Origin of the sequence: Azospirillum sp. A1-3 (genome assembly GCF_023806445.1) — a bacterium.
GTDB lineage: Bacteria > Pseudomonadota > Alphaproteobacteria > Azospirillales > Azospirillaceae > Azospirillum.
The window spans coordinates 1,335,576-1,350,504 of sequence record NZ_JAMSLU010000001.1 but is presented as its reverse complement, the minus strand read 5'-3'; the positions used below and the strand labels follow the sequence as shown (position 1 = coordinate 1,350,504).

The 14,929-nt window shown below is 66.2% G+C and carries 14 protein-coding genes; 10 read left to right on the top strand and 4 right to left on the bottom strand.

From position 1 onward, the window contains the following. Positions 1-117: 117 nt before the first annotated feature. The 3 genes from M5E06_RS06420 to tldD form a co-directional block, all read right to left on the bottom strand. On the bottom strand, positions 118-405 hold the full coding sequence (locus M5E06_RS06420; RefSeq protein WP_252137566.1) for an immunity protein Tsi6 family protein: 288 nt from the start codon (positions 403-405) through the stop codon (positions 118-120). Between the two features lie 86 nt (positions 406-491). Beyond that, the gene (locus M5E06_RS06415) at positions 492-1,052 is read right to left on the bottom strand and encodes a polymorphic toxin type 46 domain-containing protein (RefSeq protein ID WP_252137565.1); all 561 of its coding nucleotides are present in this window, start codon (positions 1,050-1,052) and stop codon (positions 492-494) included. Between the two features lie 150 nt (positions 1,053-1,202). Further along, complete coding sequence (tldD, locus tag M5E06_RS06410) at positions 1,203-2,636, bottom strand: metalloprotease TldD (RefSeq protein WP_252137564.1); 1,434 nt, start codon at positions 2,634-2,636, stop codon at positions 1,203-1,205. 229 nt (positions 2,637-2,865) lie between these two features. Between tldD and M5E06_RS06405 the strand changes: the two genes are divergently transcribed. The 10 genes from M5E06_RS06405 to M5E06_RS06360 all read left to right on the top strand — a co-directional run bounded on the left by M5E06_RS06405 (position 2,866) and on the right by M5E06_RS06360 (position 12,964). After that, positions 2,866-4,245: a DUF3422 family protein gene (locus tag M5E06_RS06405; protein WP_252137563.1), complete on the top strand. Its 1,380-nt coding sequence runs from the start codon at positions 2,866-2,868 to the stop codon at positions 4,243-4,245. Positions 4,246-4,873: 628 nt separating this feature from the next. Next, positions 4,874-5,725 (top strand): cytochrome c oxidase subunit II, encoded by an 852-nt coding sequence (gene coxB, locus M5E06_RS06400; protein ID WP_109073164.1) that lies wholly within the window; start codon positions 4,874-4,876, stop codon positions 5,723-5,725. Positions 5,726-5,857: 132 nt separating this feature from the next. After that, complete coding sequence (gene ctaD / locus M5E06_RS06395) at positions 5,858-7,477, top strand: cytochrome c oxidase subunit I (RefSeq protein WP_252137562.1); 1,620 nt, start codon at positions 5,858-5,860, stop codon at positions 7,475-7,477. A 149-nt stretch (positions 7,478-7,626) separates the two neighbouring features. Next, entirely contained in the window at positions 7,627-8,538 is a 912-nt protein-coding gene (gene cyoE, locus M5E06_RS06390; RefSeq protein WP_252137561.1) for a heme o synthase, read from the top strand. Next, on the top strand, positions 8,535-8,720 hold the full coding sequence (locus M5E06_RS06385) for a cytochrome c oxidase system small membrane protein (protein ID WP_109149803.1): 186 nt from the start codon (positions 8,535-8,537) through the stop codon (positions 8,718-8,720). Before cyoE ends, M5E06_RS06385 begins: the two co-directional genes overlap by 4 nt. After that, on the top strand, positions 8,720-9,364 hold the full coding sequence (locus tag M5E06_RS06380) for a cytochrome c oxidase assembly protein (RefSeq protein WP_252137560.1): 645 nt from the start codon (positions 8,720-8,722) through the stop codon (positions 9,362-9,364). The genes M5E06_RS06385 and M5E06_RS06380 overlap by 1 nt, the downstream gene beginning before the upstream one ends. A gap of 21 nt (positions 9,365-9,385) precedes the next feature. Then, on the top strand, positions 9,386-10,261 hold the full coding sequence (locus M5E06_RS06375) for a cytochrome c oxidase subunit 3 (RefSeq protein ID WP_199230781.1): 876 nt from the start codon (positions 9,386-9,388) through the stop codon (positions 10,259-10,261). 33 nt (positions 10,262-10,294) lie between these two features. Continuing rightward, the gene (locus tag M5E06_RS06370) at positions 10,295-10,702 is read left to right on the top strand and encodes a DUF983 domain-containing protein (protein ID WP_252137559.1); all 408 of its coding nucleotides are present in this window, start codon (positions 10,295-10,297) and stop codon (positions 10,700-10,702) included. After that, positions 10,699-11,499 (top strand): SURF1 family protein, encoded by an 801-nt coding sequence (locus tag M5E06_RS06365; protein ID WP_252137558.1) that lies wholly within the window; start codon positions 10,699-10,701, stop codon positions 11,497-11,499. Before M5E06_RS06370 ends, M5E06_RS06365 begins: the two co-directional genes overlap by 4 nt. Beyond that, the gene (locus tag M5E06_RS06360; protein ID WP_252137557.1) at positions 11,477-12,964 is read left to right on the top strand and encodes a carboxypeptidase M32; all 1,488 of its coding nucleotides are present in this window, start codon (positions 11,477-11,479) and stop codon (positions 12,962-12,964) included. The genes M5E06_RS06365 and M5E06_RS06360 overlap by 23 nt, the downstream gene beginning before the upstream one ends. Before the next feature lie 415 nt (positions 12,965-13,379). Here M5E06_RS06360 and trpE read toward each other — a convergent pair whose 3' ends face one another. Further along, on the bottom strand, positions 13,380-14,891 hold the full coding sequence (gene trpE / locus M5E06_RS06355; protein ID WP_252137556.1) for an anthranilate synthase component I: 1,512 nt from the start codon (positions 14,889-14,891) through the stop codon (positions 13,380-13,382). Positions 14,892-14,929 lie beyond the last annotated feature (38 nt).

Genomic DNA, 14,929 nt, shown 5'->3' with positions numbered 1-14,929 from the left:
TGATCGGTTTTCTTCGAGGGGCACGGGTTCGGCCGTGCCGTCCGGATCGGCGATCATCGAAGCGGGGTGCCGGGAACGCCAGAACAAAATGGCGGTCAGCCCCCGGTCAGCCCCAACTCAGCCGCCAAGCAACCGGCGCGCGGCGTCGCTGATGGCGTGCAGTTCGGTCGCCAGCGCCGGATCGACATCGTCGACATAATGGGAGGCGAGCAGGCCGAAATTCAGCTCGTCGGCGCGGTCCAGCCGCTTGGCTCCGTCGCGCGCCGCGCCGTCGACATAGTCGAGCTGGCGCTGGATGCTGGTCAGCCAGCTGTTCTCCGGCTCCCGCCGTGCCAGCGCGGCAACCCCGGCCTGGGCCTGCGCGATCCGGCGGCGCAGTTCGTCGGTGGTGGCGATGTCGGGCATTGCGGGGCTCCGTTGCGAAAGGCGGCGGCCAGTCTGGACCACCGCCGCCATCGGGAGAACAGCGACGGCGGCGGGTGGTCACGACCTTACTGAACCAGTCCGCCGCTGGCGACGCCCGCCTTGACGGTGTTCGGCACCACGACCTGGGCGCAGCCGCCCTTGGTCTGGACGCTGGTGCCGGGGGTGGTCCAACTGTCGACGATGGGGGCGGCGACCGATTTCAGCCCCTGGCCGGCGGGCAGAACTGCCTTGTACTCGGCCCGGCCGGTGCCGGAGATGCCGAGGCAGTCGGGCGTTGCCGTCACCACCGGAGAGAAGAAGTTGCCGAATCGAATGCTGTCGTAGCCGGTTCGGACATACTGGTACCAAGTGGTGCCGGCGGCGACATCGATCATCTCCAGCGGCTTGGAGAAATCGATGCCCTTGGAATCATCGGCGTAGCGGGCGGAGGTGAGGTCGGTCGAAGCATAGAAATAGCTCGCCACCACCACGCGCGCGTTCAGCTGGTCCGCGCTGGTGCCGGCGGACTTGGCGGCGATCACCTGCTCGGCGGTGGGGGCGGTCTGGGCGTTTCCCGGCAGCGCCGAAACCAGCGCCAGTCCCAATGCGAGTGTTGCGGCCTTGAAAATGCGTGAAAGCGAATGCATTGGCAATCATCCTGTCCGGAAGGTTGAAAATCTTCCGAAAGACGATACCAATGCAATCGCCCGCTCCAAGCCCGAAATGCGAAGAGGGGCCGAACCGCATCTACGGTCCCACCCCTCTTAAAGGTACGGGAGTGGGGACGCCCTCGGGCGTCAGGCGGCGGTGCCGCCGACGGTCAGGCCTTCCAGCTTCAGCGTGGGCTGGCCGACGCCGACCGGCACGCCCTGGCCATCCTTGCCGCAGGTACCGACGCCGGGGTCGAGGCGGCTGTCGTTGCCGATCATAGAGACCCTGGTCAGGCTGTCCGGCCCGTTGCCGATCAGGGTGGCGCCCTTCACGGCGGGACCCAGCTTGCCGTCCTCGATCAGGTAGGCCTCGCTGGCGGAGAAGACGAACTTGCCGTTGGTGATGTCGACCTGACCGCCGCCGAAGTTCTTGGCATAGATGCCCTTCTTGACGGAGGCGATGATTTCTTCCGGCGTGTGGTTGCCGTTGCGCATCACCGTGTTGGTCATGCGCGGCATCGGGTTGTAGGCGAAGCTCTGGCGCCGGCCGTTGCCGGTCGGGCGCATGCCCATCAGGCGGGCGTTCATGCGGTCCTGCATCAAGCCGACCAGGATGCCGTCCTCGATCAGCGTGGTGCACTGGCCGGGGGTGCCCTCGTCGTCGACGCTGATGGAGCCGCGAGAGTTCTCGATGGTGCCGTCATCGACGATGGTGACGCCCGGGGCGGCGATGCGCTGGCCCATCAGACCGGAGAAGGCGGAGGTCTTCTTGCGGTTGAAGTCACCCTCCAGCCCATGGCCGATGGCCTCGTGCAGCAGGATGCCGGGCCAGCCGCTGCCCAGCACCACCGTCATCTCGCCGGCCGGGGCGGGGACGGAGGCGAGGTTGACCAGCGCCTGCCGCAGCGCCTCGTCGACGAAGCCGCGCCAGGTTTCCGGCTGGATATAGTGTTCGTAGGTGACGCGGCCGCCGCCGCCATAGCCGCCGGTCTCCATCCGGTCGCCCTCGGCCACCACGACGGAGACGTTCAGGCGGACCAGCGGGCGCAGGTCGGCGACGCGGACGCCGTCGGCGCGCATGATCTGCACTGCCTGCCATTCGCCGCTGATCGAGCAGCTGACCTGCCGCACCCGCTCATCCTTGGCGCGGGCATAGGCGTCGATGTCGGCCAGCAGCTTCACCTTTTCCTCGAAGGGGACGAGGTGAAGGGGGTTGTCAGGGATATAGAGGGCGCGGTTGGTACCGGCCGGCGGCTCCGCCAGCGTGCCGGTGTGGCCGGCCTGCACGGCGCGCACGGTGGCGGCGGCACGGCGGATCGCCTCTTCCGACAGGTTGCTGGCGTGGGCGTAGCCGGTCGCCTCGCCGGCGATGGCGCGCAGGCCGAATCCCTGGGTGGTGTCGAAGCTGGCGGATTTCAGCTTCCCATCGTCCCAGCCCAACGACTCGCTCTGGGCATATTCAAGATAGAGCTCCCCATCGTCGGCACTGTGCAGGGCGTCCTGCACGACGCCTTCCACGCGGGCGCGGTCCATGCCGGCGCGGTTGAAGAAGAGATCGTCGGTGACGGCAAGCGCGCTCATGAAAACTCCGAACCTGTGATGGGGCGGAACCCGGTCTGCCCGGCCTGATGGCGTGTGCCGGCCTTGTTCCATGGTAGGACACAATGTCATGGCGGGCGGTCTCGCGCCGCGCCGTACGATGTGTTCTAACGGACTGACTATAGTGTGGCGACGCTGGCGCGATCCGGCAAGTTCGCCGATGCCGGATTGTGTAAGCTCACGGTACGGTGCTGGGATGGCGGAGGAAAGCATGGGCGACGGAGCGGTGCGGACGACCACGGATAGCCTGAACCGCGCCGGTGCCTCCGGAACCGGCGCCGGCATGACCGGGCCGCGTCCGCTGCGGGACCATCCGTTGCGGCAGACTCTGACCAACGAGGTCCATGCCCGGCCGCCCGAATCGCTGACCGCGCCGGTGCGCGCCACCATGCTGGCGATGCTGTCGGGGGAGGGCGCGGCGGAGGCCGACCGTCGCCATCTGGAGGCGCTGTGCGACTGGGCCGGCGTGGTCCGCCCGCCGCAGGGCGCCACCCATCACAGCGCGTCCTTCGGCAGCTTCCATCTGAAGTGGGAGCGTCACACCGAATTCTCGACCTGGACCGTCTTCCGCCCCAGCGCCATGCCGGCCGGCTCCCTGGCCGATCCCTTCCTGGAACCGGCACTGCACGCCCTGCCGCGCGACTGGCTGGCCGGGCTGCCGGGCGAACTGCTGGTCGGCATCCACGTCGCCGTGCTCTCCCCCGACCAGCCGGAGCCGTCGTCCAACATGATGGCGGCGATGTTCGGGTCGGAAAGCTATGTCGGATCGCGGATCGCCGGCCGTTCGGCCACCGCCTGGACCGACTTCCGCATCCATGGCGATGGATTCTCCCGGATGCTGGTCGCCGACCATTCGATGACCCCGCGCCAGACCGGCCGCGTCGTTCAGCGGTTGCTGGAGATCGAGACCTACCGCGTGCTGGCCTTGCTGGCCTTGCCGATGGCGCGCGGCGTTCTGCCCCGCATCGGCCCGATCGAGGCCGGGCTGTCCGATGTCACCACCCGCATCGCCGGCCTGCGCGACCTGCAGGACGAGCGCGACCTGCTGGACCGCCTGACCCTGCTGGCGGCCCAGACCGAGCAGATCTCAGCAGAGACCGCCTATCGATTCGGTGCGGCCCGGGCCTATTACGAGCTGGTGGAGCGGCGAATCGAGGAGCTGCGCGAGATCCGGATCGAGGGCCTGCAGACCATCCAGGAATTCATGGACCGCCGCCTGAACCCGGCGATCAGCACCTGCGAGGCGGTCGAGCAACGTCTCGATTCGCTGTCGCAGCGCGTCGCGCGGGCCAGCAATCTGCTTCGCACCCGTGTCGAAATTGCGGTGGAGGGGCAGAACGCCGAACTGCTCCAGTCGATGGACCGCCGTGCGCAATTGCAGCTGCGCCTGCAGGAGACGGTCGAGGGGCTGTCGGTGGTGGCGATCAGCTACTACCTCGTCGGCATTGTCGGCTATGCGGCGAAGGGGCTGAAGGGCTTCGGGTTCAAGGTCGATCCCGACATGCTGGTGGGGGTGATGATCCCCATCGTCATCGCCTTCGTCTGGTCGGGCGTGCGCCGGATTCGCAAGGTCTTGGTCGGGGGGCATTGAGTTTCTGCTTTTGCCTTGAGCATTGCCTCCACCCTAACCCTCCCCCGCTTCGCGGGAGAGGGGACTGCCGCCGTCCTTTGCAGTACTCCCGCAAAGCTCCTACTCCCTCTCCCGCGAAGCGGGGGAGGGATGGGGAGGGGGCCGCGGCGCCTATCACCTTCGCTCACCTAGCCCGAAGCCGGAACCTCCCCCATCCTTACCCACTGAGTCGCCTCCAAGCGCCGCAACAATCCTGCGCGCTGCAGCCTCGGTGCCCGCACATCCTTTCCAGCCCCCATCTCCAGAAAAATCCGCTTGTCCAACGGACTGCGGCGTAATGTCGCATGGCATGACCCCAACCCGCGCTCAACCTTTATCCGCACGGCCCATCCGAATGTGAGGAAAAGTCTATGCATACAGTGGGAGAGAGGAAAGGCTTGTAACCCAGCGGGGCGCGGGGATAAGCTCCGGCTGCGGGTATATGTCGCGCTAAGATGGCGTGATCCCTGCATAAACTGGCGTTCGCTGATAAGCCCAACCATGGACCGCGCGAACAGAAACCGGTCCGGACCAACAGGGCGGAGGGAGCGTCGGCGGGAAGAGACGACCGCGTGCCATGACGAGCGTCGCGGCTAAGAAGGGGTTGGGGATGAGAAGGCAAAGCCTGTACGCCGCCGGCCTGGCGGCTGTGCTGTCGATGGTAGGGGGCTGGGGTGTGACGACCGCCCTGGCGAACGAGCCGCGGCCGTGGGAGATGGGCATGCAGCCCTCCGCCTCGCCGGTCAAGCACCTGATGACCTCGTTCAACGACCTGCTGACCGTCATCATCACGCTGATCGTGATCCTCGTCGCGGGCCTGCTGGCCTATTGCGTCGTCCGTTTCAACGCGAAGAGGAATCCGGTCCCGTCCAAGACCTCGCACCACACGCTGCTCGAAGTCGCCTGGACCGTGGTTCCGGTCATCATCCTGATCGTGATCGCCGTTCCGTCCTTCAAGCTGCTCTATGCGGCGGAACGCATTCCGCAGGCCGACATGACCATCAAGGTCACCGGCCACCAGTGGTATTGGGATTACGAATATCCCGACCACGGCAACATCACCTTCTCCAGCTACATGATCCCCGAGACGGATCTGAAACCCGGCCAGAAGCGGCTGCTGGAGGTCGACAACCGCGTGGTCGTTCCGGTGAACACCACCGTGCGCGTGCTGGTGACGGCCGGCGACGTGATCCATTCCTGGGCGGTTCCCTCCTTCGGCCTGAAGAAGGACGGGGTTCCCGGCCGCATCAACGAGACCTGGTTCAAGGCCGAGCGCGAAGGCGTCTATTACGGCCAATGCTCCGAGATCTGCGGCACCAACCACGGCTTCATGCCGATCGCGGTGGAAGCCGTGTCCCGGGAAGCGTTCGACGCCTGGGTCGCCAAGGCCAAGACCGCCTTCGCGCCGAAGGACGGCGACCGCGACGTGGCGCAGCGCCCGACCGGCACGCTGGTCGAGTAAACGCGGGTCGAACAAGCGGACGTCGCAACGCCCGCCAGAGGGACGACGCGATAAGAAGAACCCACCCAGCCGCCGGACGTCCGAACAAACCGGTTCGAACGGCGGCCAGGGACAGCGACAAAGGGTAGAGACATGGCAAACGCCACACCGGGACATGGGGAGCATGCTGGCGATCATGGGCACGGGCATGACGATCATCACGTCCCCGGCTTCGTGCAGCGCTGGTTCTATTCGACCAACCACAAGGACATCGGCACGCTCTATCTGATCTTCTCGGTCATCGCCGGGCTGATCGGCGGCCTGTTCTCCGTCATCATGCGGGCGGAGTTGCAGTCGCCGGGGCTGCAGATCGTCTCCGACGGCCAGATGTGGAACGTGCTGATCACGGCGCACGGCCTGATCATGGTGTTCTTCGTGGTGATGCCGGCGCTGATCGGCGGCTTCGGCAACTGGTTCGTGCCGCTGATGATCGGCGCGCCCGACATGGCTTTTCCGCGCATGAACAACATCAGCTTCTGGCTGATCGTGCCGGCCTTCCTGCTGCTGCTGGGCTCCGCCTTCGTCGGCACCGGCGCCGGAACCGGCTGGACGATCTACCCGCCGCTGTCATCGACGCTGGGTCACAGCGGACCATCGGTCGACATGGCGATCTTCGCCCTGCATCTCGCCGGCGCCAGCTCGATCCTAGGTGCGGTGAATTTCATCACCACAATCTTCAACATGCGCGCGCCCGGCATGACGCTGCACAAGATGCCGCTGTTCGTCTGGGCGATGCTGGTGACGGCCTTCCTGCTGCTGCTGGCGGTTCCGGTGCTGGGCGGCGCCATCACCATGCTGCTGACCGACCGCAACTTCGGCACCACCTTCTTCAATCCCGAAGGCGGCGGCGACCCGATCCTGTTCCAGCATCTGTTCTGGTTCTTCGGGCACCCCGAAGTTTACATCATGATCCTGCCGGCCTTCGGCATCATCAGCCACATCGTGTCGACCTTCTCCAAGAAGCCGGTGTTCGGCTATCTCGGCATGGCCTACGCCATGGTCGCCATCGGCGTGGTCGGCTTCGTCGTGTGGGCACACCACATGTACACGGTCGGCCTCGACGTCGACACCAAGGCCTACTTCACCGCCGCCACCATGATCATCGCGGTGCCGACCGGCGTGAAGATCTTCTCCTGGATCGCCACCATGTGGGGCGGGTCGATTGAATTCCGGGTGCCGATGCTGTGGGCGCTTGGCTTCATCTTCCTGTTCACCGTCGGCGGCGTCACCGGCGTGGTGCTGGCGAACGGCGGTCTCGACAACTATATGCACGACACCTACTACGTCGTGGCGCACTTCCACTATGTGCTGTCGCTGGGTGCCGTGTTCTCGATCTTCGCCGGCTGGTACTACTGGATCGGCAAGATGTCGGGGCGCCAGTATCCGGAGTTCTGGGGCAAGGTCCATTTCTACACCACCTTCCTCGGCGTCAATCTGGTGTTCTTCCCGCAGCACTTCCTGGGCCTGTCGGGCATGCCGCGCCGCATCCCGGACTACCCGGATGCCTTCTGGGGCTGGAACATGATCTCGTCGCTGGGCGCCTATATCTCCTTCGCTTCCACGCTCCTGTTCGTGTGGATCGCCTGGAAGACCCTGCGCAGCGGTGAGCGGGTGCCGGGCGCCTATTGGGGTCCGCAGGCCGGCACGCTGGAGTGGACGGTCAGCTCGCCGCCGCCGTTCCATGCTTTCGAAACGTTGCCGCAGGTGAAGTAAGCATGCTAACGGGCAGGCGTCGCCGCAAGGAGGCGCCCGACCGATACGGAGGACCAAGCCGAGCAGCCCGAAAATGGGCGCCGGTGTGGAGGGTGCCGGGGTGACGACTTTTTGTTGGAAGGCCCGGGGTTAGAAGACAAGGACATGATATGACGGACGTGACGAACGAACTGACGCTCAACCACACCGGAGGGGCGTCGGCCGGTGATTTCATCGAGTTGCTCAAGCCGCGGGTCATGTCGCTTGTGGTCTTCACCGGGCTGGCCGGCGTCGTGCTGGCGCCCGGCCACATCCACCCCTTCCTGGCGATGGTTGCCGTTCTGTGCATCGCCGTCGGCGCCGGCGCGTCGGGCGCCATCAACATGTGGTACGACCGCGACATCGACGCGGTGATGTCCCGCACGGTGAAGCGGCCGATCCCGTCGGGCCGGGTCGAGCCGGCGGAGGCGCTGGGCTTCGGCGTCACCCTGTCGGTTCTGTCGGTGGTGGTGATGGGGCTGGCGGTGAACTGGACGGCGGCGGCGCTGCTGGCGGTCACCATCGGCTTCTACATCTTCGTTTACACCATGTGGCTGAAGCGCCGGACCCCGCAGAACATCGTGATCGGCGGGGCTGCCGGCGCCTTCCCGCCGATGATCGGCTGGGCCGCGGTGACCGGCACGGTCGATCTGCCGTCCGTCCTGCTGTTCCTGCTGATCTTCCTGTGGACGCCGCCGCATTTCTGGGCGCTGGCCCTGTTCCGCAACGGCGACTACACCCGTGCCGGCGTGCCGATGATGCCGGTGGTGGCGGGAGAGGCGGCGACCAAGCGCCAAATGCTGCTCTACACGCTGATCCTGCTGCCGGTTGCCGCGGCGCCGTACTTCGTCGGTATCGCCGGTCCGGTCTATCTGGCGGTGTCCGCCATCCTCGGCCTGATGTTCGTCGGCTGCGCCGTCCGCGTCCTGCGGGCAAGCGACGACAAGCCGGCCAAGAAGATGTTCGGTTTCTCGATCCTGTACCTGTTCCTGCTGTTCGCCGTGATGATGGGCGAGCGGATGATCCTTGGAGGGTGGGCATGACGGTGATGGAACGCGACGACCTGACCGATACCCGCACTTCGGTCGAAGAGCAGAGGCGGCAAGAGGCCGACCTACGGGCCAAGAAGCTGCGTGGCCGCAATCTGGCGGTTCTGGCCGCGCTGCTGGCGCTGGTCGCCCTGTTCTACGCCATCACGGTCGTGCGGATGAGCGGGGCGCACTGATGGCCGGGCGCGACGACAAACTGCGCCGCCGCAACCGCCTCATCCTCGGCAGCCTGTTCGGGCTGGTGGTGGGGATGATCGGGCTGACCTATGCGTCGGTCCCGCTCTACTCCCTGTTCTGCTCCGTCACCGGCTTTGGCGGCACGACCCAGCGGGCGGAACAGGCCGCGGTGCGCGTCGTCGACCGCAAGGTGACCATCCGCTTCAACGCCGACACCAACTCCGCCCTTCCCTGGTCCTTCAAGCCGGAGCAGAAGGAGCTGGTGCTGAGGCTGGGCGAAACCGGATTGGCCGCCTATCGCGCCGAGAACCGGGCGGCAAAACCCACCGTCGGCACCGCCGTCTACAACGTCACGCCCGAAAAGGCGGGAGCCTATTTCAACAAAATCCAATGCTTCTGCTTCGACGAGCAGATCCTTGAGCCCGGCCAAGTCGTGGACATGCCGGTGACCTTCTTCGTCGACCCGTCGATGGCCGACGATCCGAACATGGACGACGTGACCACCATCACGCTGTCCTACACCTTCTTCCGCGCCAAGGACAGCGAGGCCAAGCTCGCGCAGCACACGGCCGCCGCATCCACGTCCGAGGCTCCGGGGGCAAGCAAACAAAAGGCGGAGCCGGGGGCGACCGCCACAAACTAAACAATATGGGGTAGTGAGACGATGGCCGACATCACCCACGGGCAAATGCCGCACGCCGAACCATCAGCCCATGAACCGGGCGCCGGCATCCCGCATCCCTACCATCTGCTGAAGCCCAGCCCCTGGCCGCTGATCGGCGCCTTTTCCGGTGGGCTTCTGGCGACCGGGCTGGTCATCTTCATGCATGGCGGCGGCAAGTTCCTGCTGGTGCTGGGCGTGCTGGCCATCCTGGTGACGATGTTCGGCTGGTGGCGCTCCGTCATCCGCGAATCGGTGGTCGAACATGCGCACACGCCGGTGGTGAAGATTGGCCTGCGCTATGGTATGGCGCTGTTCATCGCGTCGGAGGTGATGTTCTTCGCCGCCTTTTTCTGGGCTTTTTTCCATGCGGCGCTGGAGCCCAAGGTTTCGCCGATCAATCCCGACGGCATCTGGCCGCCGCCGAATGTGCATGTCATCAATCCCTTCGACATGCCGCTGATGATGACGCTGACGTTGCTGCTGTCGGGTGTGACCGTCACCTGGGCGCATCATGCCATCATCGAGGGGCAGAACCGGACGGCCGCCAAGGCGCTGGGGCTGACCGTCCTGCTGGGCGTGATGTTCAGCTTTTTCCAGATCTATGAGTACGTCCACGCCGCCTTCAAGTTCACCGACGGCATCTTCCCGTCGACCTTCTACATGGCGACCGGCTTCCACGGCTTCCACGTGCTGGTCGGCACCATCTTCCTGGCGGTCTGCTGGGTGCGCACGGTGAAAGGGCATTTCACGCCGGAAAGCCATTTCGGTTTCGAGGCGGCGGCTTGGTACTGGCACTTCGTCGACGTCGTCTGGCTGTTCCTGTTCGTGTCGGTCTATTGGTGGGGTGGTTATGGCGGTGTGATCGCCGAACATTGACGCCACCGGTGCCGAGCCGTTCCGGCGGCCCATATGTCTGCCGGAACGGTCCGAACGGGAGGTGAACGCGTGATCGATCTGTACCCCAGAGTATCCCCATTATCGGCGGGCTTGCGCAGCGTGTGCCCGCGCTGCGGCAAGGGGCGGCTGTTCGACGGCTATCTGACGGTGGCGGAGCGCTGCAATGTCTGTGACCTGGATTTCTCCCAGGTCGACAGCGGCGACGGACCGGCGGTCTTCCTGATCTTCATTCTGGGTTTCCTGGTGGTGCCGGTGGCGCTCTGGGTGTCGATGACGGTGGACTGGCCGCTGTGGCTGCATGCCATCGTCTGGAGCATCGTCGTGCTGGCGCTGACGCTGGGCATGCTGCGGCCGGCGAAGGCCTATGTCGTCGCCTTGCAGTACCGCTATCGCCGCAGCGAAGTGGAGAAGGGGTCGTGAGCGCCACTGCAGTCGAGACGGGGGAGCGGCGCCGCTTCCGTCCGTCGTTGGGGGCGACGCTGGTCACTCTCGCTGGGCTGGCGGTGACCATCGGGCTCGGCACATGGCAGCTGGAGCGGCTGCAGTGGAAGCAGGACCTGATCGCGCGGATCGATCGGCAGATGGCCGAACCGGCGGTGCCTCTCCCCACCCGCATCGACGATCCGACAGCGTGGGAGTTCCGCCCGGTGACGCTGGCCGGACGTTTCCTGAACGACAAGGAAATGCTGCTGATCGCCCGCCCGCACCAGGGACAAGTGGGCTACGAGGTTCTGACGCCATTCCAGCGGGCGGACGGGGCCGGCATCGTGCTGGTCAATCGCGGTTTCGTGCCGATGGACCGCCGCGATCCGGCGACCCGTACTGCTGCGCGGGTTGAGGGCGAGGTGAGCGTCAAGGGCATCGTCCGGGTGCCGCAGCCGGCCGGTTTCTTCCAGCCCGGCAACGGCACACCGGTGCCGGGTTCCGCGTGGATGCGCGCCGATCCGTCGGCGATGGCGGCGGCGCTGTCGCTGGGCGAGGTGGCTCCGGTGGTGGTGGAGATGCTGCCGGGGCAGGGGGCCGGGTTGCCCGGTGCGCCGGCCGGAACGCTGGCGGGGATTGCGCCGCGTGTGGAATTGCCGAACAACCACCTGCAGTATGCCTTGACCTGGTATGGGCTTGCGGTGACGCTCGCCGGGATCTACGTGCTGTCTCAGCGCAAGCGCGCCGACACCGGAACCGACGGACGACCCGATGACCGCATATCAGGAGCTTGAACGCCGACACGCCCGCATCGCCGCCATCGGTGATGCGCTGGGCATCCTCGGCTGGGACACCCAGACGATCATGCCGGAGGGCGCCAACGACGGCCGGGCGGAGCAGACCGCGACCCTGTCGGTGATCGCGCACGAGTTGGCGACCGACCCGCGCATGGCCGACCTGCTGGCGGAGGCCGAGAGCGATAACAGCCTCGACGCTTGGCAGCGCGCCAACCTGCGCGAGATGCGCCGGAATCACGTTCACGCCACCGCTATCCCCGCTGATCTGGTTGAGGCGACCAGCAAGGCGGTGTCGGTCTGCGAAATGACTTGGCGCGCGGCGCGGGCGGAGAGCGATTTCGCCAAGCTGCTGCCCTCCCTGACCGAGGTGCTGGCCCGCGTGCGCGAGGGGGCGGAGGCGCTGGGGTCCGTGATGGGGATCAGCGCCTATGATGCGCTGCTCGACAGCCACGACCCGGGTGCGCGGGCGGAGCGGATCGACGCGCTGTTCGCCGACCTGTCCGGTTTTCTGCCCGACCTGATCGGACGTGTTCTCGACCGCCAAGCCGCGGGGCCGGCCGTGATCGAGCCGCAGGGGCCGTTTCCGGTCGATAAGCAGCGCGAGCTTGGCGTCCGCATGATGGAGCGGCTGGGCTTCGATTTCAGCCGCGGCCGGCTGGATGTGTCGCTGCATCCCTTCTGCGGCGGGGCGACCGGCGATGTGCGCATCACCACCCGTTACGACGAGGCGAACTTCACCGACGCGCTGATGGGCATCCTGCACGAGACCGGCCATGCGCTGTACGAGCAGAACCGTCCGCGCGCATGGTTGAGCCAGCCGGTGGGCCAATCGCGCGGCATGGCGGTGCATGAAAGCCAGTCGCTGCTGATGGAGATGCAGGCCTGCCGCTCGGCGGAGTTCATCACGTGGCTGGCGCCGGTGGTGCGCGAGACCTTCGGCGGAGACGGGCCGGCCTGGGAGGCCGACAACCTGCGCCGGCTCTACAGCCGGGTGGAGCGCGGCTTCATTCGCGTCAATGCCGACGAAGTCACCTATCCCGCCCACATCATCCTGCGCTACCGCCTGGAAAAGGCGCTGATTGCCGGTGACCTGACCCTGCCGGACCTGCCGGGCGCCTGGAACGATGGTATGGCCGAGCTGGTCGGGGTGGTGCCGCCGGACGACCGGCTTGGCTGCCTGCAGGATATCCACTGGCCCGGCGGCGGCTGGGGCTATTTCCCCAGCTACACGCTGGGCGCCATGACCGCCGCCCAACTGTTCGACGCCGCCCGCACCGCCGATCCGGAGATCGTCCCGACGCTGTCGCGTGGCGAGTTCGCGCCGCTGGTGAACTGGCTGCGGGTGAACGTGCATGAGACGGGCTGCTTCCACGCCTCCGGTGACGAACTGCTGACCGCCGCGACCGGCCGGCCGCTGGATGCGACGGTGTTCAAGCGGCATCTGGAGCGGCGGTATCTCTGACCGCCAACTCGCGGGCAGCTTGCGGAAGCCTCTTGGCAAGCGCAGGAAATGGCTTATCTTTAGGGACAGGTGCGCCGGTGTGTGATCGACCCCGACGCACCCATCCGATCAGCGGTTCAGAAGATCAAGGCAAGCCTTGACGATCTGCAACAGCAGGATCAGGAGTGTGAGGATCTTATCCATCCTCTTCTCTCCCTTGTTTGTGTGCGGCGGTGGCGGCCTATCCGCCACCCCGTTCACACACTCCCACTATAGATGCATGGTTGCAGATGTGTGCGGCGCCGCTGTCTGGCGGCGTGCAAATTCCTGTGGATAAGCCGCTTCTCGAGAGCGCGATCTTATCGCGAGCAACTGCTTCGGCATGAAAAAGGCCGCCCATGAGGCGGCCGTTTTTCACTGAGCGTGACTGCGACGATTACCCGCGCGCGGTGGTACGCAGCGTCTCCTCGGCGGCGCGAATCAGGGCCATCGACTTGTTGACGGTCTCCTGATACTCGGCCTCCGGATCGCTGTCGGCGACGACGCCGCCGCCGGCCTGGACATACATCATGCCGTCCTTCAGCACGGCGGTGCGCAGCGCGATGCAGGTGTCCATGGCGCCCGACGCGCCGAAATAGCCGACGCAGCCGGCATAGACGCCGCGGCGGGCCTTTTCCAACTCGTCAATGATCTCCATGGCGCGGACCTTCGGCGCGCCGGACACCGTACCGGCCGGGAAGCCGGCGACCAGGGCGTCGAGCGCGTCGAACTTCGGATCGAGGTCGCCCTCGACGTTGGAGACGATGTGCATGACGTGGCTGTAAAGCTCCACAATCATCTTGGACGTCACCTTGACCGTGCCGACCTTCGCCACCCGGCCGACGTCGTTGCGGCCGAGGTCGAGCAGCATCAGGTGCTCGGCCAATTCCTTCGGATCGCTCAGCAGATCGGCGGCCAGCGCCTCGTCCTCCGCCGTGGTGGCGCCGCGCTTCCGGGTGCCGGCGATCGGGCGGACGGTGACCTTGCCGTCGCGCACCCGCACCAGGATCTCCGGGCTGGAGCCGACCACCGTCAACTCGCCGAAATCGCAGTGGAACAGGAAGGGCGACGGGTTCAGCCGGCGCAGCGTGCGGTACAGCGCCAGCGGCGACGGCTTGAAGGGGAAGCGGATGCGCTGGGACGGCACGACCTGGAAGATGTCGCCGGCGCGGATGTACTCCTTCGCCTTCTCCACGATCGCGTGATACTCCTCGCGCGTCGTGTTGGAGGTCCAGGCCAGCGGCAGGCCGTTCTCCGTCCGCGGCTCCCGCCGGTAGGGAAGGGGACGTTCCAGATCAGCCAGCGCGTCGGTCAGCCGTTCCCGCGCGTCGGCATAAGCTGTGGCGGCATCCTTGCCGGGCTTCGGCCAGACCGGCGTCACCAGCGTGATCGAATCGGTGTGGCTGTCGAAGATGGCGACGATGCTGGGCCGGGTCAGGATCGCGTCCGGGATGTTCAACTCGTCCGGATTGTTGTCCGGCAGCCGCTCCATCAGGCGGACCATGTCGTAGGTCATGTAGCCGAACAGACCGGCAGCCATCGGCGGCAGTTCTTCCGGCAGCGGGATCCGGCTCTCGTTGATCAGCGCGCGCAACGCTTCCAACGGCGCCTTGTCGAGGGGCTGGAAGGCGTCGCGGTCGTGCAGGGCGTCACGGTTGATCTCCGCCGTGTTGCCGCGCGAGCGCCACACCACGTCGGGCTTGAAGCCGATCACCGAATAGCGGTCGCGCCGCGATCCGGCCCCGCGCTCCGCCGACTCCAGCAGGAAACCGAACGGACGTCCATCCGCCAGCTTCATATAGGCGGAAACCGGCGTCTCCAGATCGCTGACCAGCGTGGTCCACACCACCTGCGGCCGACCGGCGGCGTAAGCGGCATCGAAGGTGGTGGTATCGGGCTGGACCTTCACGGCACGGAACCTCTCGGGGTTGCTGTCGGCTGAGCCGG

Coding starts and splice junctions, on each gene's coding strand:
- M5E06_RS06420 (WP_252137566.1), bottom strand. CDS start 405: ATGCCCGACATCGCCACCACCGACGAACTGCGCCGCCGGATCGCGCAG.
- M5E06_RS06415 (WP_252137565.1), bottom strand. CDS start 1,052: ATGCATTCGCTTTCACGCATTTTCAAGGCCGCAACACTCGCATTGGGA.
- tldD (WP_252137564.1), bottom strand. CDS start 2,636: ATGAGCGCGCTTGCCGTCACCGACGATCTCTTCTTCAACCGCGCCGGC.
- M5E06_RS06405 (WP_252137563.1), top strand. CDS start 2,866: ATGGGCGACGGAGCGGTGCGGACGACCACGGATAGCCTGAACCGCGCC.
- coxB (WP_109073164.1), top strand. CDS start 4,874: ATGAGAAGGCAAAGCCTGTACGCCGCCGGCCTGGCGGCTGTGCTGTCG.
- ctaD (WP_252137562.1), top strand. CDS start 5,858: ATGGCAAACGCCACACCGGGACATGGGGAGCATGCTGGCGATCATGGG.
- cyoE (WP_252137561.1), top strand. CDS start 7,627: ATGACGGACGTGACGAACGAACTGACGCTCAACCACACCGGAGGGGCG.
- M5E06_RS06385 (WP_109149803.1), top strand. CDS start 8,535: ATGACGGTGATGGAACGCGACGACCTGACCGATACCCGCACTTCGGTC.
- M5E06_RS06380 (WP_252137560.1), top strand. CDS start 8,720: ATGGCCGGGCGCGACGACAAACTGCGCCGCCGCAACCGCCTCATCCTC.
- M5E06_RS06375 (WP_199230781.1), top strand. CDS start 9,386: ATGGCCGACATCACCCACGGGCAAATGCCGCACGCCGAACCATCAGCC.
- M5E06_RS06370 (WP_252137559.1), top strand. CDS start 10,295: ATGTCTGCCGGAACGGTCCGAACGGGAGGTGAACGCGTGATCGATCTG.
- M5E06_RS06360 (WP_252137557.1), top strand. CDS start 11,477: ATGACCGCATATCAGGAGCTTGAACGCCGACACGCCCGCATCGCCGCC.